Annotated in this window: 19 protein-coding genes; 10 read left to right on the top strand and 9 right to left on the bottom strand. The window is 63.3% G+C overall.

Annotation, left to right across the window (positions count from 1 at the left end; translation table 11 throughout):
* Positions 1-104 precede the first annotated feature (104 nt).
* A complete protein-coding gene (locus AC1RZR_RS13250) occupies positions 105-1,085 on the bottom strand; it encodes a quinone oxidoreductase family protein (protein ID WP_477270349.1) in 981 nt (326 codons plus the stop codon).
* Positions 1,086-1,182: 97 nt separating this feature from the next.
* On the opposite strand from AC1RZR_RS13250, the gene AC1RZR_RS13245 reads away from it, so the two are divergent.
* Complete coding sequence (locus tag AC1RZR_RS13245) at positions 1,183-1,596, top strand: winged helix-turn-helix transcriptional regulator (RefSeq protein WP_481828598.1); 414 nt, start codon at positions 1,183-1,185, stop codon at positions 1,594-1,596.
* A 56-nt stretch (positions 1,597-1,652) separates the two neighbouring features.
* On the opposite strand, the gene AC1RZR_RS13240 is transcribed toward AC1RZR_RS13245, so the two are convergent.
* Positions 1,653-2,258: an NADPH-dependent FMN reductase gene (locus AC1RZR_RS13240; RefSeq protein WP_477270345.1), complete on the bottom strand. Its 606-nt coding sequence runs from the start codon at positions 2,256-2,258 to the stop codon at positions 1,653-1,655.
* A gap of 90 nt (positions 2,259-2,348) precedes the next feature.
* Here AC1RZR_RS13240 and AC1RZR_RS13235 point away from each other — a divergent pair, with 90 nt between their 5' ends.
* Entirely contained in the window at positions 2,349-2,717 is a 369-nt protein-coding gene (locus AC1RZR_RS13235; protein ID WP_477270343.1) for a winged helix-turn-helix transcriptional regulator, read from the top strand.
* A gap of 236 nt (positions 2,718-2,953) precedes the next feature.
* Here AC1RZR_RS13235 and AC1RZR_RS13230 read toward each other — a convergent pair whose 3' ends face one another.
* Positions 2,954-3,349, bottom strand: a complete 396-nt coding sequence (locus AC1RZR_RS13230; protein WP_379100772.1) for an acyl-CoA thioesterase — start codon at positions 3,347-3,349, stop codon at positions 2,954-2,956.
* Between the two features lie 125 nt (positions 3,350-3,474).
* Entirely contained in the window at positions 3,475-4,416 is a 942-nt protein-coding gene (locus tag AC1RZR_RS13225) for a phosphoribosylaminoimidazolesuccinocarboxamide synthase (RefSeq protein ID WP_477270341.1), read from the bottom strand.
* 201 nt (positions 4,417-4,617) lie between these two features.
* Between AC1RZR_RS13225 and AC1RZR_RS13220 the strand changes: the two genes are divergently transcribed.
* The 3 genes from AC1RZR_RS13220 to AC1RZR_RS13210 are packed head-to-tail and all read left to right on the top strand — an operon-like array spanning position 4,618 to position 8,356.
* Complete coding sequence (locus tag AC1RZR_RS13220; protein WP_477270339.1) at positions 4,618-6,234, top strand: GMC family oxidoreductase; 1,617 nt, start codon at positions 4,618-4,620, stop codon at positions 6,232-6,234.
* A complete protein-coding gene (locus AC1RZR_RS13215) occupies positions 6,231-7,442 on the top strand; it encodes a mandelate racemase/muconate lactonizing enzyme family protein (protein ID WP_477270337.1) in 1,212 nt (403 codons plus the stop codon). The genes AC1RZR_RS13220 and AC1RZR_RS13215 overlap by 4 nt, the downstream gene beginning before the upstream one ends.
* Positions 7,439-8,356: an NAD(P)-dependent oxidoreductase gene (locus AC1RZR_RS13210; protein WP_477270335.1), complete on the top strand. Its 918-nt coding sequence runs from the start codon at positions 7,439-7,441 to the stop codon at positions 8,354-8,356. Before AC1RZR_RS13215 ends, AC1RZR_RS13210 begins: the two co-directional genes overlap by 4 nt.
* Before the next feature lie 79 nt (positions 8,357-8,435).
* On the opposite strand, the gene AC1RZR_RS13205 is transcribed toward AC1RZR_RS13210, so the two are convergent.
* Entirely contained in the window at positions 8,436-9,374 is a 939-nt protein-coding gene (locus AC1RZR_RS13205) for a diacylglycerol/lipid kinase family protein (RefSeq protein WP_477270333.1), read from the bottom strand.
* 728 nt (positions 9,375-10,102) lie between these two features.
* On the opposite strand from AC1RZR_RS13205, the gene AC1RZR_RS13200 reads away from it, so the two are divergent.
* From AC1RZR_RS13200 to AC1RZR_RS13185, 4 genes are all read left to right on the top strand, one after another.
* A complete protein-coding gene (locus AC1RZR_RS13200; protein ID WP_477270331.1) occupies positions 10,103-10,537 on the top strand; it encodes a hypothetical protein in 435 nt (144 codons plus the stop codon).
* A gap of 6 nt (positions 10,538-10,543) precedes the next feature.
* A complete protein-coding gene (locus tag AC1RZR_RS13195; protein WP_477270329.1) occupies positions 10,544-11,674 on the top strand; it encodes a hypothetical protein in 1,131 nt (376 codons plus the stop codon).
* A gap of 15 nt (positions 11,675-11,689) precedes the next feature.
* Positions 11,690-12,688: an alpha/beta fold hydrolase gene (locus AC1RZR_RS13190; protein ID WP_477270327.1), complete on the top strand. Its 999-nt coding sequence runs from the start codon at positions 11,690-11,692 to the stop codon at positions 12,686-12,688.
* Between the two features lie 165 nt (positions 12,689-12,853).
* Complete coding sequence (locus AC1RZR_RS13185) at positions 12,854-13,375, top strand: hypothetical protein (RefSeq protein WP_477270325.1); 522 nt, start codon at positions 12,854-12,856, stop codon at positions 13,373-13,375.
* A gap of 3 nt (positions 13,376-13,378) precedes the next feature.
* On the opposite strand, the gene AC1RZR_RS13180 is transcribed toward AC1RZR_RS13185, so the two are convergent.
* The 3 genes from AC1RZR_RS13180 to AC1RZR_RS13170 all read right to left on the bottom strand — a co-directional run bounded on the left by AC1RZR_RS13180 (position 13,379) and on the right by AC1RZR_RS13170 (position 16,084).
* Positions 13,379-14,002, bottom strand: coding sequence for a hypothetical protein (locus tag AC1RZR_RS13180; protein WP_477270323.1), 624 nt, complete (start codon positions 14,000-14,002; stop codon positions 13,379-13,381).
* A gap of 18 nt (positions 14,003-14,020) precedes the next feature.
* A complete protein-coding gene (locus AC1RZR_RS13175; RefSeq protein WP_477270321.1) occupies positions 14,021-15,643 on the bottom strand; it encodes an FAD-binding protein in 1,623 nt (540 codons plus the stop codon).
* Between the two features lie 198 nt (positions 15,644-15,841).
* A complete protein-coding gene (locus AC1RZR_RS13170) occupies positions 15,842-16,084 on the bottom strand; it encodes a DUF1344 domain-containing protein (RefSeq protein ID WP_379100806.1) in 243 nt (80 codons plus the stop codon).
* A 439-nt stretch (positions 16,085-16,523) separates the two neighbouring features.
* Between AC1RZR_RS13170 and AC1RZR_RS13165 the strand changes: the two genes are divergently transcribed.
* The gene (locus AC1RZR_RS13165; RefSeq protein ID WP_477270319.1) at positions 16,524-17,018 is read left to right on the top strand and encodes a YegJ family protein; all 495 of its coding nucleotides are present in this window, start codon (positions 16,524-16,526) and stop codon (positions 17,016-17,018) included.
* A 5-nt stretch (positions 17,019-17,023) separates the two neighbouring features.
* Here AC1RZR_RS13165 and AC1RZR_RS13160 read toward each other — a convergent pair whose 3' ends face one another.
* Positions 17,024-17,992 (bottom strand): hypothetical protein, encoded by a 969-nt coding sequence (locus AC1RZR_RS13160; RefSeq protein ID WP_477270317.1) that lies wholly within the window; start codon positions 17,990-17,992, stop codon positions 17,024-17,026.
* Between the last annotated feature and the right edge of the window lie 26 nt (positions 17,993-18,018).

Here is an 18,018-nt window from a genome sequence, read left to right as displayed (position 1 = left end):
TCACTGTTCTTCCAGGTGGCGGGGCGGATAGATGGTTGCCCTCGCCACCGGCGATCCGCTTGTGAGCACAAGTCGAGCAGGATCCTAAGGTATCATCACAACACTCAAGCCATCAGCACGACCTTGCCCGTCGAGCGGCGCTCGTCCAGCAGCCGGTGCGCTTCTCCCGCTTGGTCGAGCGGGAAGCGGCCGCCGATCGCAACGTGCAGCCGGCCGCTCGCCGCCAGCTGGAACAGCTCGGACAGGCTGGCTTTCAGCACGTCGGGGGAGAGCAGCGGCAGCAGCGCGAAACCTCTCAGCGACTGGTTGCGGCCGATCATCGCTTCCAGGTCTGAAGCCCCGAGTGCATAGCAGCCGAGCGCCGCGAACACCAGCTCACCGCCAGGTGACAGCGCCTGCAGCGACGCAGCCGTCAGCTTGCCGCCGACCGTGTCGTAGATGATGTCGGCGCCCTGCCCGCCCGTGATGTCGCGGACACGGGCGGACCAATCCGGCTTGATATAGTCGACGGCGGCATCGGCGCCGAGCGACAAAGCGAGATCGAGTTTTGGATTGCCGCCGGCGGCCGCGACCACCTGGCGTGCGCCCTTTAGCCGGGCCAGTTGGATAAGCAACGAACCGACGCCACCCGACGCGGCCAGCACCAACACCGACTTGCCGCCGGGCGGACTTTGCCGAACCAGGTGAAGGGCTGTAAGGCCTTGCACCATCACCGCCGTCGCATCCTCGAACGACAGGGTGTCCGGCAGAGGCACGACCAGATCGGCGTCGATCGTCACCTGCTGCGCATAGCCACTGTGAGGACGCTGTGACACGAACAGCGGCGCGGCGACGCGGCTTCCCAACAGCGCGACATCCACCCCTTGCCCAACGGCCTCGACGACGCCTGCCGCCTCGACACCCAAAATCATCGGCAGCTGAGGCGTCACCGCGTAGCCATCCCTGCGCATCAGCACTTCGAAGAAGTTGATCCCAGCGGCGTGGACGCGAACCAGCACCTCGCCGGCCAGCGGCGCCGGCGATGGCAGGTCGATCACCTCGAGCACGTCCGGGCCGCCGAAGCGGCTGAGTTGAATGGCTTTCATGGCAAACTCCTATTGCGCTGGCATCGGCCACGGTTTGCCACTATCTGCGGAGCCTCGACTACACACTCATTTGTCCCCTGCTGACCGGGAGGTGACCATGGCCAATCCGAGCAAGAAAATGCCCGTCAAGAGATTGCCGATGCTGCCGGCGGAACGCGCGCTGAAAGTGATCGCCGGGCGCTGGAAGGCGGTCATCCTCTACCACCTCTTCGATGGCCCGCGGCGGCTGTCGGCACTGAAGGCACTGATGCCCGGCATCACCCAGAAAGTGCTGATCCAGCAGCTTCGGGAGATGGAAGAGCACGGCGTCGTCCGTCGCGAAATCTTTGCCGAAGTGCCTTCGCGCGTCGAGTATTCGGCAACAGGCCTCGGCCTCAGCCTCGAGCCGATCCTGCTGGCGCTCTGCCAATGGGGCCAGCACCACGCCGACGAACTCAACGAGATGGATCGCCTCGCCGATTGCATCATCCGCCCAAGGCCGGCGCGGGAGACGCACGCCTCCCACAATTGAAAAAGGGCGGCGCAAGCGCCGCCCCGGATCCTTGGGAGGATAATTCGAACCCGCGCTCAGGCCGCCTTGACTTCCTCGGCGACGGCGTCGGCCTGACGCGCGGCCTTGAGCACCTTGGCCCACCAGGCGACGTCGTTGACCAGTGCCGTGGCGGCCTGGTTCAGGTGCTCGAGATCCTCCAGCTTCTTCTCGCCCTGTCGGACGGCGAGGAAATCGCCCCAGGCGATATGGACAGCCGACTTGACCGGCGCCATCTGCAATTCGACCGCATGCAGGCGGAGCTGCTCGACGGCGCGGGCGCCGCCGACACTGCCATAGCCGACGAAGCCGGCCGGCTTCTTGTTCCATTCGTTGGCGGCGTAGTCGATGGCGTTCTTCAGCACGGCCGTCGGACCATGATTGTATTCGGCGGCGGTGAAGATGAAGCCGTCATATTCGGCGACCTTCTTCTGCCAGCGCTTGGCCACTTCGTTCTGCGACGGCGCCCAAGCGGAGGATGCGACCTCGTCGAAGAACGGCAGCGGGAAGTCGCGCAGGTCGACGACATCGACGTCGATGTCGGCATGCGATTTGGCGATCTTGGCGATCCACTGGGTTGGCACGTCGGCGAAGCGCGCGGCGCGCGTCGAACCGACAATGATGGCGATCTTGGGTTTTGACATGGGGGGCTCTCCTTGCAAGTAAAGCTGGTATCGTTTGGATACCGGCGCTATATGAGATACTGTCAACTCGATGCGCAAGGAGGCACCTTTTTGTTACTGAGGAACCCGCTCAACACCGAAGATTGCCGCGCCGTTTCGGAAATCCTGCAGCGCGTCGGCGACAAATGGACTGTTCTGGTGGTCGGCAAGCTCGGCCAGGGACCGTTGCGATTCAATGAGTTGCGTGCGGCTGTCGGCGGCATTTCGCAGAAGATGCTGACCACCACCTTGCGCGGATTGGAGCGCGACGGCTTCGTCACCCGCACCGTATTCCCGACCATACCGCCGCGCGTCGATTACGAGCTGACCGAACTCGGCCATGAGTTGCTGATCCCGGTCAGCGCACTCGGCGAATGGGCGCGCATCAACACCACGCGTGTGCGGGCAGCGCGTGAGAAATTCGACGAGATGCACACCTGAAACCCTTGCGTTGCAAGGTTTTTCGCCGACGGCTGCGCCGGCGGAATTTCCATTCCGTCGGGGGCTGTTGATCCGGTTTCGGGTCTGGCTTTCAGACGAACGCCGTCAGCGGACAAGGTCAAGGCCACGGCGGTACCTCCCAGCGGCGTTCAGCAATCGTTGACTGATTGTCTTCGTTCATCAAAAGACCGTGCGGCGGCTCGTTTCGCATCTGCCGCGCGATCACCCCGGCATGGTCAGCTTTCCGCCGGAACCGCCTTTGGCTTGCCCTCGCCATCCAATGCCACCATGACGAAATCGGCATGGGTGACCTTCTCCATCAGGTCGGAGAGGTAGCGCTGCGCCCAGGCCTCGACCTTGAGCGTCATCGAGGTGCGGCCGACGCGCTCGACATGTGTGTAGATGCAAAGCGTGTCACCGATTTTCATCGGCTTGGCGAACGACATTTCCTTGACCGCCGCCGTCACCACGCGGCCCTTGGCGCGCTCTGCCGCACGGATGCCGCAGGCCAGATCCATCTGCGCCATCACCCAGCCGCCGAAGATGTCGCCGGCCGCATTGGCGTCCGAAGGCATGGCCAGCGTGCGCAGCGTCAAATCGCCGAGCGGCCGTCCTTCAGCGTACTGCACCATGGGGAAATCCTTCGAGGTCAATTGCCCTCGATCCCGTAGCGTCAAGGCGCCGACAGGTCAACGCGCCGATGGACAATGTCGCGTCCTACCGCCGCCCGCATTGCCCAGCGAAGCTCACCTGGCCGCTAGAAGTAACGCTCGAGGTTCGAACGAATGCGATCCAGGACGTTGGCCCCGGACAGGTCAGGAGAGAATTCTCTGCCGGTGATCGCCTCATAGGCCTGCGCATAGACCCTGGAGGCCTGTTCGACGATCTCCTCGGGTATGTCGGGAATCGGATCGCTGTAAGGATCGCACCTTGCCGAGACCCACGACCGGATGAAATCCTTGTCGAAGCTCTCCGGCCGGCTGCCACTTGCGAGTGCCTGTTCGTAACTCTTTGCGATCCAGTACCGGCTGCTGTCCGGCGTATGGATCTCGTCGGCAAGGATTATGGTCCCATCCTTGTCCGTGCCGAATTCATATTTCGTGTCGGCGAGGATGAGACCGCGTTCGGCGGCGCGCTGCTGGCCGCGGGCGAACAACTGCAAGGCGTAGCCTGACACGGTATCCCACTGCGCCGGCGTGAGAAGGCCCTGTTCAAGGATCTCGGCCTTGGACAGGGGCTCGTCATGGCCACCATGCGAAGCCTTGCTCGTCGGCGTGATGATCGGCTCGGCCAATTTTTCATTGTCGCGCAGGGCGTCCGGCAGGCTCAATCCATACATGTCCCGATCACCGCGCCGGTACCTTGTCAGGATCGAGGTGCTGGTGGTTCCCGCCAGATAGCCACGCACGACGATCTCGACCGGCAGGATGTCGAGCCTTGTGCCGACGACGACGTTCGGGTCGGGGTATTCGAGAACATGGTTCGGGCAGATATCGGCGGTTTCCTCGAACCAGTACCGGGCCGTCTGGGTTAGGATCTCGCCCTTGAACGGGATCGAGGCCAGGATGATGTCAAAGGCGCTGATGCGGTCGGTGGCGATGATGATGCGCCTGCCGTCCGGCAAGTCGTAATTTTCGCGGACCTTGCCGCTGTAATGGCCCGGCAGTTCCGGAATGAAAGCGTCAGGAAGGGTCCGCATATGATGTTCCGCCTTCCCGAAGTTGATGGATGTCATCGCATAAGCCCTCGACCCCAGGCATATCAAGCAGGATTGTCAGCCTCTCAATCCAAACCTTGTATCGGCAGTCGCTTTTTTCACAACGCATGCCGGATGGCGCGGCGTCGTTGCGCGCCCGCCGCGTCTAGGCTGCAGCCGGATTTCCGGAGCCGCCCACCAATCATGCAGACCTATGACTTCATCATCGTCGGCTCCGGCTCGGCCGGCTCGGTCCTGGCGGACAAACTGTCGGCCTCGGGGCGATTTTCCGTGCTGGTGCTGGAAGCCGGCGGCACCGACCGCCGCTTCTACGTGCAGATGCCGCTCGGCTACGGCAAGACCTTCTTCGATCCCGCGGTCAACTGGAACTACAAGGCCGAGCCGGACCCGGGCCTAGCCGGCAATGCCGACCACTGGCCGCGCGGCAAGCTGCTCGGCGGCTCGAGCTCGATCAACGCTATGGTCTGGATCCGGGGCGCGCGCGAGGATTTCGATGCCTGGGCAGCCGCTGGCAATCCCGGCTGGGGCTATGACGACCTGTTGCCCGCCTTCAAGGCGCTGGAGGACAATCAGGCCGGTGCCGACGCATGGCGCGGGGTCGGCGGCCCACTGCATGTCACCGACTGTTCGGACGCCGTCCATCCGCTGACCAAGCGCTATCTCGCCGCCGGCCAGCAGGCCGGCCTGCCGCTCAACCCGGATTTCAACGGCGCCGCCCAGGAGGGCGTCGGCGTCTACCAGATCTCGACCCGCAACGGCCGTCGCATGTCGGCGGCGCGCGCCTTCCTGCGCCCGGCGATGAAGCGCGCCAACGTCCGCGTCGAGATGAATGCGCTGGCGACCCGGGTCCTGTTCGAAGGCAAGCGCGCCGTCGGCGTCGAATATCTGCAGAACGGCGAGACCAGGACGGCGCGCGCCGGCCGCGAGGTCATTCTGTCCGGCGGCTCGGTCAACTCGCCGCAGCTTCTGCAGCTGTCCGGCGTCGGACCGTCTGCTCTGCTGGGCGGTCTCGGCATTCCCATCGTCCACGCCAACGAAAACGTCGGCGCGCATCTGCAGGACCATGTCGGCATCAACTACACTTTCAAGGGCAGGCTGCCGACGCTCAACCAGACGCTGCGGCCATGGTGGGGCAAACTGCTGGTCGGCATGCAATACATCCTGACGCGTTCGGGGCCGCTGTCGTTGTCGATGAACAATGCCGGCGGCTTCTTCCGCACCGATCCGGCCGCGACCCGCCCCAACATGCAGCTCTATTTCCAGGCCTTCTCGACCGTCATTCCAAAGAGCGGCGAGCGCCCGATCCTGACGCCCGATCCGTGGCCGGGCTTTTCCATCGGCCTGTCCAACTGCCGCCCGTCGAGCCGTGGCGAGATCATGATCCGCTCCAGCAACCCGCGCGACTATCCCAGGATATCGGCTAACGCCTATTCGACTGAGGCCGACGTCGCCGAGATGCTCGACGCGGTAAAATTCGTGCGCAGGATCGCCTCGATGCCGGCAATGGCCGAGATCATCGAGGAAGAGGTTCTGCCCGGCCCGTCGATCACCTCCGACGCCGACCTGATCCAGGATTTCCGGAAGCGCTCGGGCACCGTCTATCACCCGGTGTCGACCTGCCGCATGGGGCCTGATCCCTCGCGCGCCGTCGTCGATCCACGCCTCAAGGCGCACGGGATCGAGGGCCTGCGCGTCATCGACGCCTCGATCTTTCCCGACAACATCACCGGCAACACCAACGCCGCCTCGATCATGACCGGTTGGAAGGGCGCCGAACTGGTTCTGGAGGACCAAGAATGAAAATCACCGACGTCAAGACCTGGGTTGTCAGCAACCCGCCGCCCGGCATCGGCGGCAAGTATTTCATCTTCGTCAAGCTGACCACCGATGGCGGCGTGGTCGGTTATGGCGAGGCCTACAACGCCACCTTCTCCGCCCATGTCACGGCGAAAATGGTCGAGGACATGGCCGAGCGTTATCTGATCGGCCGCGATCCGCACGACATCGAGAACTTCTTCCGCCGCGCCTATTCGTCCGGCTTCACCCAGCGGCCGGATGTGTCCGGCATGGGCTGCTTCTCGGCGCTGGAAATGGCCTGCTGGGACATCATCGGCAAGGAGGCCAACAAGCCGGTCTACAAACTGCTCGGCGGCCAGGTGCACGAGACGCTGCGCTCCTACACCTACCTCTACCCGCACACCGGCAGCGTTCACTCCGAGGATGCGCGCGGCAAGAACGTCTACAACGACCCCGATCTCGCCGCTGCCTGTGCGCTCGAATATGTCGAGCAGGGTTTCAACGCCGTCAAGCTCGACCCGGCCGGCCCCTACACCGCCTTCGATGGCCACCAGCCGCGCCTTGTCGACATCGACCTGTCCACCCGCATGATCAAGGCCATCCGCGAGGCGGTCGGCACCAGGGCCGACATCCTGTTCGGCACCCACGGCCAGTTCACCGCATCGGGCGCGCTGCGCATGGCGCGCGCCATCGAACCCTACGACCCACTGTGGTTCGAGGAGCCGGTGCCGCCCGACATGCCCGAAGTGATGGCGCAGGTGGCTCGTGGCACATCGATCCCGATCGCCACCGGCGAGCGGCTGACGACCAAGTTCGAGTTCGCCCGGGTGATTGAGAACCGTGCCGCGACCATCCTGCAGCCGGACCTCGGCCGTTCCGGCGGCATTCTCGAAACCAAGAAGATCGCCGCCATGGCCGAGGCCTACCACATCCAGGTCGCGCCGCATTGCTATTGCGGACCGATCGTGGGTGCCGCCAACATCCAGCTGGCGGTGACGCTGCCCAACTTCCTCATCCTGGAATCGCTGAAACAGTGGGATGGTTTTCACGCGACGCTGCTCACGAAGAAGATCGAATGGCAGGACGGCAACGTCATCCCGTCGAAGGAGCCCGGCCTTGGCGTCGAGCTCAACGAAGCGGTCTGCGACGCGCATCCCTACACCGGCAAGGAGCTGCACCTGCAGATGATGCAGACGCCGCTGATGCCGTGAGCGAAAGCTACGCCTTCATCGGCCTCGGCCATCTCGGCGGCAACCTTGCCGCCAGCCTGATCCGCAACGGTTTTGCCGTCACCGTCTTCGACCGCGATCCCGCCGCCGTCGAGCGCCTCGTCGCGCTCGGCGCCACAGCCGCCATCAGTCCCGCCGAGGCTGCCGCCAGAGCCGGCAACGCCATCACATGCCTGCCCTCGCCCAAAGTCAGCGAAGCGGTGCTAGCTGGCCCCGGCGGATTGCTCGAAGGACTGCCCGAGGGCGGCAGCTGGATCGAGATGTCGACCAATGGCCGCGACGAGATCGTGCGCCTTGCAGCCCTCGCCTCAGCCAACGGCATCGACACATTGGAATGCCCGGTCACCGGCGGCGTGCACCTGGCGGCGGTTGGGAAAATCACCGCTTTGGTCGGCGGCGACGCGGCGCTCTATGCGCGCCACCGCGCGGCCATCGAAGCGATGTGCGCGAAGTCGTTCCTGATGGGTCCGGTCGGCTCGGCGGCGGTGATCAAGGTGATCACCAACATGCTCGCCTTCATCCATCTCGTTGCCGCCGGCGAGGCATTGATGCTGGCCAGGCAGGGCGGGCTCGACCTCGCCCAATCCTACCACGCCATCGTTGCCTCCTCCGGCAACAGCTTCGTCCACGAGACCGAAAGCCAGCTCATTCTCAACGGCTCCTACGACATCGGCTTCACCATGGACCTGGCGCTGAAGGACCTCGGCTTCGCGCTCGCCATGGCTGAACAATCCGGTGTGCCGCTCGACCTGGCATCGCGCGTCAACGCGATTTTTGAACAAGGCAAGGCGGCCTATGGCGGCGGCGCCTGGTCGACCCAGATCGTCAAGCTGCTGGAAGATGCCGTTGGCACCGACCTGCGCGCGCCCGGTTTTCCGGCCAAGCTCGAAGTCTGACGCCAGCAGGAAATCAAGCGATTTCAGGGTGTTGGGCCCATCACCGGATTCACCTGAATCGATCTGTTAACGACTTGAATCAGTACCTGAGTGTCAGCGCGCCGGGCAGGATCTCGAAAGTCGCGGGTATGCGTCCCGGCGACTCGCCGTCTATGTCGACCATCGCGCCGTTCTTCTCGACATCGCCGAGCGGCTCGACCACCACTTTCCTGCCGCGCAGGATTGTGATCGCCGGATGGTTGCGGTGGCGTCCGCCATAGAGCAGCCGGATATCCCAGATCAGCTTCAGCTTGCCGGCAGCGCGCAGGATGACGATGTCGAACTGCCCGTCTGTCAACTCGGCATCCGGCGCGATCATCATGCCGCCGCCGAAGAACTTGCCATTGGCCACAGCCACCAGCGCCATGCGCGCTTCGACCGGCGCGCCGTCGTCCACCGTGATCCTGACATCCTGGAACCGATAGCGGACGAACTCGACCACGGTGCGCCACAGGAACAGCGCCTTGGCCGACATCTTGCCCTTGCGCTTGTCGGCATTGACGGCGCGGTCGGTGGCGCCCGACAGCCCGAGGCTGGCGATGTTGATGAAGTGGCGGCTGGCCAGCGCGCCATGGTCGTCGATGTAGCAGATGCGTCCGGCGTCGACCTTCCGAGCCTTGGCCTCGGCTAGCCGCTTCAGCACCGCATCCACCTCTTTCGGCAGGCCCAGCCCGCGCGCGAAATCGATGCCGGTGCCGCACGGCAGCAGGCCGAGCTCGGTCGTCCTGCCGCTTTCCTTGGACGCCTGCAGCAGCCCGTCGGCCACTTCGCTGGCGGTGCCGTCGCCGCCCGCCGCGATCACCAGGTCGAAACCGCTCGCCGCGAGATCGAGCGCCAGCCGCTCAGCGTCGCCTTCGGCCTGCGTTTCGCGCAGTTCGAAATCGCCGAAATGCTTTTTCAGCGATGCGGCGACCTCAGGCCAATGCCGTTTCAACCGGCCGCCACCGGCAATCGGATTGAGAACCACCCCGACTTTCAAGCACATCCTCCCGCAGGGACATCACGGCGCCCGGCGCCTCGAGAATCCTTTGCCGGCATTGAAGACCGCGCCCGCCGGCAGGGCAAGGCCGAATGTCCGCGGATACCGCTCACCATGACGGATCAGGAAGTCGCGTTATCCCTGGTTGATCCCCGATAACCCCGTTATCCACAGGGCCGCGGCCATTCCCCACGACCCTTACCCGGCGTAAGTTCAACCCATCTCAGGCGGCTACCGATCGCCCAGCCGAAAGGCGAAGTGAAAGGCGGATTTCCTGAGGCCCGTACGGCCCAGATCGAAGAGCAGGCTCGCCTGTTCGAGGGGCGGATGCCGAGACCTACGGGGCCGCGGAAAGCGTGCCAACGCCGACGGCGGACCGATGCTGCCATGAAGGACGGCAAAAACCTTCGATGGTGCGCAGGGCAAAGCCCGCAAGGGTGTAGACCGGCGTGGTCCCGAACGGACGCTGCTCTCGGGCGGCGGACTGGCAGGACCGTCAAAATCAAGGCCGGCATGGCGCGACGACTTTGCGGAAGTTGCTGCCGCGACCGTGTCCTGATCTGACAGGGAGGCGCTGGGAGAAATCCCGGCGCCGACTGTCTTTTTCTCCCCTCCATGTCCTTGCCGGTGATCTTGCCGGCGCCGCTTCACCGCGCGCCAAAATCGGTTAGTATTGCTGCGTCGTCAGAGTCTGTTTGCAAAACAGGCTCGCAGAAGGGGGATACTTCATGACGTTGATCCAGAAGCTTGCCGTTGCCTATGCTTTCCTGTTCTTCAGCGTCGTCGCCATCGGCTACATACCGGCGTTCAACGATGCCAACGGCAATCTGTTCGGCCTGTTCTCGCTGCAATGGTATGACGACCTGCTGCACGCCTTCTCCGGCGTCTGGGCGCTGGCCGCTGCCTTCATCTCGCACCGCCAGGCCGTGTTCTATTTCAAGCTGTTCGGCTCGGTCTATCTGTTCGATGGCGTCCTCGGCCTGGTCACCGGTTCCGGCTGCCTCGATGCCGGCATCTTCATCAACGGCTTCCGCTCCCTCAACGATATCGAATTCCCGGCCCGCTTCTTCGCCAACCTGCCGCACATCGTCATCGGCGGCTTCGCCGTCTATGTCGGCTTCTGGCTGTCGAAGCGCATACACGACCACTTCGCCACGGCCTGATCGGGCATGTTCCTGTTCCGCTGGCTGAAGCGCATCATCAAGGCGATCCTGTGGTTGATCGTCATCGTCATCCTGATCCCGATCGTCGGGCTGAGCTATGGCTTCCTGACCACGTCGTCACTCGACAAGGCGCCGCTGCCCGGTATTGCCGACGGCGCTCCGCCAAAGGCCTTGGCCGACAAGGTTCGCACCGAAATCCCCGGCTACCAGAGGCCGGAGGAATCGACCTTCCTCACCTACCCGGAATGGGCGATCGTCTACGCCGCGCGCGAATATGCCGGCTTCGTCGACAAGAACCAGCCGAGCGGCTTTCCCTACTGGTCCTATGTTGGCCGCTTCTGGCAGGACTACGCCATGGTGATCCGCGCCAGCTCTCCCTACAAGTTCAACTTCGCCAACCACCAGATGCTGGTCATCATCGGCACCAGCCACAGCATCGAACATATCTTGCAATGGGCCTATGAGAACACCGTCGGCCGCATCACCGAGGCAACCGCCGGCAAACGCACCGCCGCCGACATCTATCAGGCCAAGGTGGCGGCCGACTATGCCGCTTTCCTCGACCAGGTGCCGTGGTATCAATTTCCCTATGCCGAGAAGCGCGCCGGCCTGTTTGCCGTGCAGCCAGCGCCGGGCGACAGCTCCATCCGCACCAGCGAACGCAAGCTTGCGTTCGGCCTCGCCGATACCATCAAGCAGGGCTACGCCGACCTGATCAAGCAGGCACTCGCAGCCACATCCCCACCAGCCTTCCTCGATATCCACGTCTGGGCCAAGGGGCCGGTCGGCGAAGCGACGCACAACGAGCCCGACACCTTGCTCGAGCGCGACTTCGGCGCAGACGGCACCGTCTTCGTCACCAAACGCTATCAGGTGTTTACGCAGATGATCCCGCGCCTGATCGACAAGGGCGTCTCCTTCGTCGAGATCGGCGGCAATGACGAGATCATGGTCACCGTGCTCTCCACCGACTCGATCGCTGTCCCCGATGGCATCCGCATCCTGTTCAGCTATCCGCTGCCGGCCGATCCAGCCACACGCCGCACCGGGCTGACCGTCGCGGTGCGCAAGCTGCATCTCGTGCTGCCGGCTCTGATCAAGTCAGGCGCCAGGCTCGAACACGTCTATGATTATTGAGACGATAGTCTGGCCATGCGTCGGTTGATCCGCATCGTCGGCTGGCTCGCGCTCACGCTGGTCGTGCTCATTGTGGTCGTGCTTGTCGGTTTTCGTGGCGCCGCGGCGCTGCGCGAGAACCTGTCACCCGAGGAAGCAGCCCCGGCGGGAGCGCTGTTCGTGACGGTCGACGGCCTGAAGATTCACTATCAGGTCTGGGGGCCCCAGGATGGGCCGCCGCTGCTCCTGTTCCACGGCACGGCCTCCTGGGCCGAGACATACCGCGATATCGCCGCGCCATTGGGAGAACAGGGCTTTCGCGTCATAGCGCCCGACATGCCTCCCTTTGGTTATTCGGAGAGACCCGCCGACCAGGATTATTCGCGCGCCGCCCACGCAAGACGCGTCCTCGGTTTCGCCGACGCGCTCGGCCTTCGCCATTTCAGTGTCGGTGTCCACTCCTATGGCGGCGGTGGCGTGATCGAAGCGGCCTTCTCGGCCCCGGCTCGCATCGACGCGCTGATCCTGCTCGACGTGGCACTTGGCCTCGGCCGGACCGAGGCACCGGCCCTGCCGTTCGCATCCTTCCTGAACAGCGACTGGCCACGCCAGTTGCTGACCGCCTCGACCTTCACCAACCCGCTTATGGTCGGACCGGGCCTGCGCTCCTTCATTGAGAACGACGACGTGGTCACCGCCGAACGTATCGCGATCTACGCAAGGCCTCTCAATGTTGAAGGCACCACCAATGCGGTTGGCCACTGGCTGTTTACCGGCCTGTTCAACGACGAGCGAAAATCCCTGGCCGCCAACCCCGCGAACTATCGTACCTTCACGCCGCCCGTTCTCGTCATCTGGGGACGACAGGATACGACCACGCCTCTCCAACAGGGTGAAGAGATTGCCTCGCTGTTTCCGCATGCCGAACTGGCGGTTCTCGATGGCGTCAACCACATCCCGCAGGTCGAACGACCGCACGACGTGGTGCGGCTGATCGCGAATTTCCTCAAGCGAATCTTGCCGGCCACGCGATAGTTCGACTGTTCGGCGCTCCGCCACGCTCATTCCACAATCGCGGCCAAATCCCGCCTTGTTCGCGCGCGATTGATGGTTGCATGTCACCCAAGAGTGGATACCGGTTCAGGGACAACGACATGCGCTGAAGTGGGCTGCCAAGGGGCATCTCGAAGGGACAAGACCGTGATCAAGACCGCCCTTGTCGCCATGACCATCGTCGGCTGCGACTGCGACGCCAAGCTTTGCGAATATATCGGCGAGACACCGGCCAAGTGGTCGACCGTCGCCGAGTGCGAAGCGGCGATGAAGAGCCAGATGCTGCACGAGCGCAATTTCAACTATCCGCTCATCTCCGGCATTTGCCGCGCGAAGGGCTCCTCGTCCTCTTCGCAGCTGGCTGCGACCGCGTCCCGACCTGAACTGAAGCCCGCCAGCCGGGCGGTTGAGCCCGAAAGCCCGCTGCCGCCGGAATTGAGCCATCGGCCGAGCGTTCCCGTCGGCTCGCCGACGACGGCCATGGAAGCGGCCGCCGCCCGGCCCGTCGCCTATGAACAAGTGGTCGATGGCGGAACCGGCGTGCTCTATCGCACGAAGAACGGCTACGCCGTGGTCAAGACCGATCTTGGCCGCGCCGCCTCAGCGACCGCCGACATGGCGAAACGTTCGGCGAACTGGCTGGCTGGCTTGGTGCCGAAGGGCCTCTGATCCCTATAGCTTGACCTTCAAGCTCTGCCAGAATTTGTCGATCAACGGCTTTTCGGTCGCCGCGTCCTCGCCGGCAACACGGGTGATGAACAGCAGCCCCCGATCGGCAAGGCCGAAGCCGACGATCTCGAAATCGGCGGTGCCGGTGCGTGTCTTCACCTTGGCGAGAATGCCGGTCAGTTGCTTGCCGTCGGCAAGCTTGCGCGTCGTCGGCTCCTGCGTCAGCGTCGCACCAGCCTGCACCGATTCCTTGGTCATCTCCTGCAGCATCAGCTGGTTGAGCGACACCGGATTCATCTTGCCGTATTCCTGCACGACGACGATCGTGCCCAGCGCCGAGGCCATCAGATACTGCGTGATGTTCTCGCCGAGATCGGTCTTGGTCACCGAAATGTCGCTCGGATGGACGAAGGAAAAACTGTCGCCGGAAAAGGTGGCGAAGTCGTTGCGCTCCAGCGTCACCTTGCTCTGTTTGCCACCCGGCAGCGTCACATCAGTGCTTTCGCCGGGATCGATGTCGACCGTCACGCCGTCGATGGTCAGCTTGAAAGCCTTGAGATCCTCGGCGTGGACCGGTCCAGCGCACAGCGCGATGAGGGTGAGTGCCGCCGCCGATACCATCCGCATTGGTTGTTCTCCTGACGTCTACGCCACCCCGCTCAGTGCCTTGATGGCACGGTAGAAGGTCGAGGAAAACAGTTCCGTCGGGTCATATTGCCGTTTCGAGGCGAGGAAGGCCGGCAGCTCGGGATAGGAGACCAGCAATTCCCTGGCGGTGTAGTGCAGCTGGTAGGGCAGGAAGAACCGCCCGCCATGCTTGATCGTCACGTCGATCAGCGCCCGTGTCAGCGTCCGCATTTTCGCATTGCCGTCGGCATCGGTCGGCTGGTTGATGTAGAGCACAAGCGAATAGGCCGGCTCCGGCGCGTAGGTCAGCGCGACATCCTCCTTGTGGACGATGCGCACCGAGGCATTGAGCACCGGCAACGGCTGGTTGCGCAGGATCTCGCGGGCCTCGGTGATGAACTCGATATAGGCGGCGCGCGGGATGAAATACTCGTGCAGGATGTCGGTCTCATCCATCTGATCGTTGAACAGATAGGGCACCGAATCGTGCATCGGGTTGTTGCGGGTGACAAGACAGGCCTCGCCTTCGGCCATGGCTGAGGTGCGCGCCACCGTGCAGCTTTCGAATTTCGGCTCCAGCGTCTTTTCGGTGAACCATTTCAGCTCCTGGAACAGGCTGCCCCATTTCGCCAGATTGATGATCACCCGCTTCAGCCCGACCGAACCTGGCTCGCCGATCTCAGGCTGATCGGCCGGCGGCTGGTCGGCGACCTTGTCGTAGCGGTAGACGATCATGTCCTCGAGGAAATTGCCCGGCGCGGTCGACAGGTGGCCGTAGAACAGGCCGATCTCCTTGTTCGGCTCCAGCACATCGGCGAAGAATTTCGGGAAATCGTCCGATTTGATGATTTCGCGCGAGGTGCGGTAGACCACGTTGTCGACGATATCGAGCGTCGCCTCGAGCACCACGCCGAACAGGCCATAGCCACCGACGACGTGGCGGAACAGGTCGGTATTCTCGCTCGGCGAGCAGGTCGTCACCGAACCGTCGGCCAGCATCACCCGCATCGAGCGGATCGAGCCGGCAACCGAACCGGCCTGGTGGTCCATGCCATGCGCGTTGACCGAGATCGAGCCGCCGACCGAGAAGATGTCGGTCGACTGCATCGCCTTCACCGCGAAGCGGGGATGCAAAAGGTTCTGGATATCATGCCAGCGCGCGCCCGGCTGCAAGGCCATGGTCTTAGTCGCGGCGTCGACCGTCACCTTGTTGAACTTTCTGAGGTCGAGCACCAGCGCGTTGTCGTCGAAGGCATGGCCGCCCATCGAGTGGCGGATGGCGGCCAGCGACACTTTCAAGCCGTTGGCGCGCGCGAAGGCGAGCGCCTGGGCGATGTGGTCCTCCTCGGTGACCTCGACCACGCCATAGACCGGTGTCATCGACAGGCCGCTGGCATCGTTGATGTCGCCACCCTTGGCCGACCACGGCAGCGAAGCATCGAAGGCCGGCGGGCTGGCAATTGGCTTCAGCGGCAGCGCGATGCCGTCGATATCGGCGATGCGGCCTGCGTTCTTCGGTCCCGAAGGCCCGCGCGCCAGCCGCGCCACCGTGGTGCCGCCCCACAGCACCGCGCCGCCGACGACAGCCGCACCCAGCAGCAATCGCCGCGACAGGCGAAACCCTTTTTGTTCCTCGGCCATGACTATCCCCCGACGGCCAAGGGATAGCGCGGCTCTTTGGCAAAAACCATAGCGGCGCTGTCGGGGCAGCGCTCCGCCTGGTTGCCTGGCGTTGAGTGGCGAAGACCATGAAAGTGGCCGATCCCCGAAGGAACCGGCCAGGTAGTGTGGAACAGGGTCTGAAAAGTTCAGTCAGCAGGTCTGCTGACGCACGCGCGTCTACGAAGCCTTCTTGATCGACGTCACCATGCCGGTCTTGTCATCGACAGTCACCGCCACCTTTGCGCCAACCTTCAGCTTTCCGACCGCCGCGTCCGGCGACAGCTGGTAGATCTTGCCGTCGTCGAGGGTGATCGACTTGGTCGTCGGGTCGACGGACTGGATGGTACCCTGAACGGTTGCGGCATAGGCCGTGCCGAGGAAGGCGAGCATAGCGACGGTGGTTGCGAGGGTCTTCTTCATCGTTGGCACTCCGTGTCTGTTTCGGTTTTCCGGGCTGCCATCTTGGGAAACGACAGCACCGAACAACCCGAAACTGGACCGGAAAGCTCGGCCCGAGCAAATCACGTTGAGTGAATTTTTGCAAACAATATCATAGGCTTAATTCCGACACATTGCTGATGGCGGACGCGATTTCCAATCGCTTCAGTCTCCCCTAAGCGCACTTCTTGCCACGGAAAGAGTCATTTAGCGATTGCGGCGGGCGGCTTTCGACCACCATGCAGCCGCCGCAATCCACCTCGGGCGGCATCACGGAACAGACTGCTGACCGGTCATCGGCACAAATTTTGTTTCATGGATCAGTTGAAACCGGCCGCAAAGCGAATGAAACTCGCGCTCTGGTTGCAAACCAGGAATGGATGCCGGATGGTGTCAACCGTTGCGATGAAGGGGGCCCTCGATGAAGTTTGCAGTCCGGACCATGATAGGACTTATGCTGGCGTTTGCTCCCGGATTGGCCGGCGCACAAGCCACGGATCCGGACGACGACAAGACGGTGATCTTTACTCCCGGCGACCCCGAGATGGCGGCAGCGACCGCGAAGGCGCTCGCCAGCCTTGATGAATTCCTGGCTTTGTCCGAGGCTCCTCCCTCCGGCACGGACAGGTTCAAATTGAAGGTCAAGGTGCGGGAGGGGAGCGTCACCGAACACTTCTGGGTCATACCGTTCCGCCGCACCGATGCCGGATTTGCCGGCCTATTGGCAAACCAGCCGGAGAAAGTGCACAACGTCGTCCTCGGCCAGAATATAGAATTCACCAGGGGCGATATTTCCGACTGGGGATACACGCGCGACGGGCGTCAGGTCGGCAGCTTCACTGTCTGTGTGATGTTCAAGAAAATGTCGAAAGAAGAAGCAGACTACATGCGCGACAAATACGGCTTCGACTGCTGACGCGATTAACCGATCTCGTCTTTCGCGCCGATCTTGCGCACAAGTGCTGCCGTCGCCAGCATGGCGCCCATGTCCGCGATCATCGGTGCGACATGCCTGGTGTAGTCGAGCGGCACAGAGATAGCCGGCAGCTCGAAGAAATTCTTCGTCTGCGGCAACAGCAGGAAACCGTCGCTGCCGTTGAGCGCGACCCGGGCCGGATCGTCCGGCCAGGTTTCGCCAAGCCATTTCAGTGCCTGCGCCAGGCGGCCGGTCACCAGCGGCCGTGCGGCCTCGATGTTGTCGGTGCGGAATTCATAGGCGGCGTCGAGCTCCGGCACACCGGACGACAGGTCCTGCATCTTGCTGGCGAACATGCCGCGGAAGAAGCCGACGACCGCATTGGTCCGCCGCGTCGCCACCAATATTCCCGGGAACGGCTCGATCGCCTCGAAAGCGACGATGACACCCTTGAAGGCCGTCGAAGAACCCTTGCCCGACCCTTCCCGCAATTCTGCTTCGTAAAGCTCGAACGGAAACTCCTCGTAGCGGCCCGAAACGACATCGTCGAACGACTGCCGGTTGAAGGCCCCGACCGCCTCGCGCGGCAGCCGGTCGAAAGAGTTCGGCCGCCCTCCATGCTGGTAACGCATATCCGCGATGAAGCCGAAGATGATCGGCAGCAGCGTTTCGCGGAACGATTGCTGCAGCCGCCTCGCCGGTTTCATGGCCTGGAAGTAGAGCAGGATCGATGCCGCGAAGCCAATGACATAGAGAAACACATGCGGCGTCGAGAACCATTGCTCGTTGGGATCGGCGACCTTGTTGAACAGCCAGGCGACCAGCACCAAGAACACCAGCACCAGGCCGACGAACAGCGGCACCCGCCAGCGGACCCGCCGAACCGCCGAAGCCCTCGCCGCCTCATAGGTCTCGATGTCTTTCCGGATGCCGGCCGTGATCGCCTCGCTCGGCATGAAATCCGCTGTTTCCATCGCCACCCCCGCAAGCCTGACTATGC

This window comes from Mesorhizobium bavaricum, assembly GCF_056781655.1.
This window is presented reverse-complemented; position numbering and strand designations above follow the sequence as displayed.

Excerpts from the sequence above, each read along its gene's own strand:
- AC1RZR_RS13175 (WP_477270321.1), bottom strand. The coding sequence starts at position 15,643 with ATGGCCGAGGAACAAAAAGGGTTTCGCCTGTCGCGGCGATTGCTGCTG.
- AC1RZR_RS13195 (WP_477270329.1), top strand. The coding sequence starts at position 10,544 with ATGTTCCTGTTCCGCTGGCTGAAGCGCATCATCAAGGCGATCCTGTGG.
- AC1RZR_RS13245 (WP_481828598.1), top strand. The coding sequence starts at position 1,183 with ATGGCCAATCCGAGCAAGAAAATGCCCGTCAAGAGATTGCCGATGCTG.
- AC1RZR_RS13165 (WP_477270319.1), top strand. The coding sequence starts at position 16,524 with ATGAAGTTTGCAGTCCGGACCATGATAGGACTTATGCTGGCGTTTGCT.
- AC1RZR_RS13240 (WP_477270345.1), bottom strand. The coding sequence starts at position 2,258 with ATGTCAAAACCCAAGATCGCCATCATTGTCGGTTCGACGCGCGCCGCG.
- AC1RZR_RS13180 (WP_477270323.1), bottom strand. The coding sequence starts at position 14,002 with ATGCGGATGGTATCGGCGGCGGCACTCACCCTCATCGCGCTGTGCGCT.
- AC1RZR_RS13200 (WP_477270331.1), top strand. The coding sequence starts at position 10,103 with ATGACGTTGATCCAGAAGCTTGCCGTTGCCTATGCTTTCCTGTTCTTC.
- AC1RZR_RS13160 (WP_477270317.1), bottom strand. The coding sequence starts at position 17,992 with ATGGAAACAGCGGATTTCATGCCGAGCGAGGCGATCACGGCCGGCATC.
- AC1RZR_RS13230 (WP_379100772.1), bottom strand. The coding sequence starts at position 3,349 with ATGGTGCAGTACGCTGAAGGACGGCCGCTCGGCGATTTGACGCTGCGC.
- AC1RZR_RS13170 (WP_379100806.1), bottom strand. The coding sequence starts at position 16,084 with ATGAAGAAGACCCTCGCAACCACCGTCGCTATGCTCGCCTTCCTCGGC.
- AC1RZR_RS13220 (WP_477270339.1), top strand. The coding sequence starts at position 4,618 with ATGCAGACCTATGACTTCATCATCGTCGGCTCCGGCTCGGCCGGCTCG.
- AC1RZR_RS13215 (WP_477270337.1), top strand. The coding sequence starts at position 6,231 with ATGAAAATCACCGACGTCAAGACCTGGGTTGTCAGCAACCCGCCGCCC.
- AC1RZR_RS13190 (WP_477270327.1), top strand. The coding sequence starts at position 11,690 with ATGCGTCGGTTGATCCGCATCGTCGGCTGGCTCGCGCTCACGCTGGTC.
- AC1RZR_RS13225 (WP_477270341.1), bottom strand. The coding sequence starts at position 4,416 with ATGCGGACCCTTCCTGACGCTTTCATTCCGGAACTGCCGGGCCATTAC.
- AC1RZR_RS13250 (WP_477270349.1), bottom strand. The coding sequence starts at position 1,085 with ATGAAAGCCATTCAACTCAGCCGCTTCGGCGGCCCGGACGTGCTCGAG.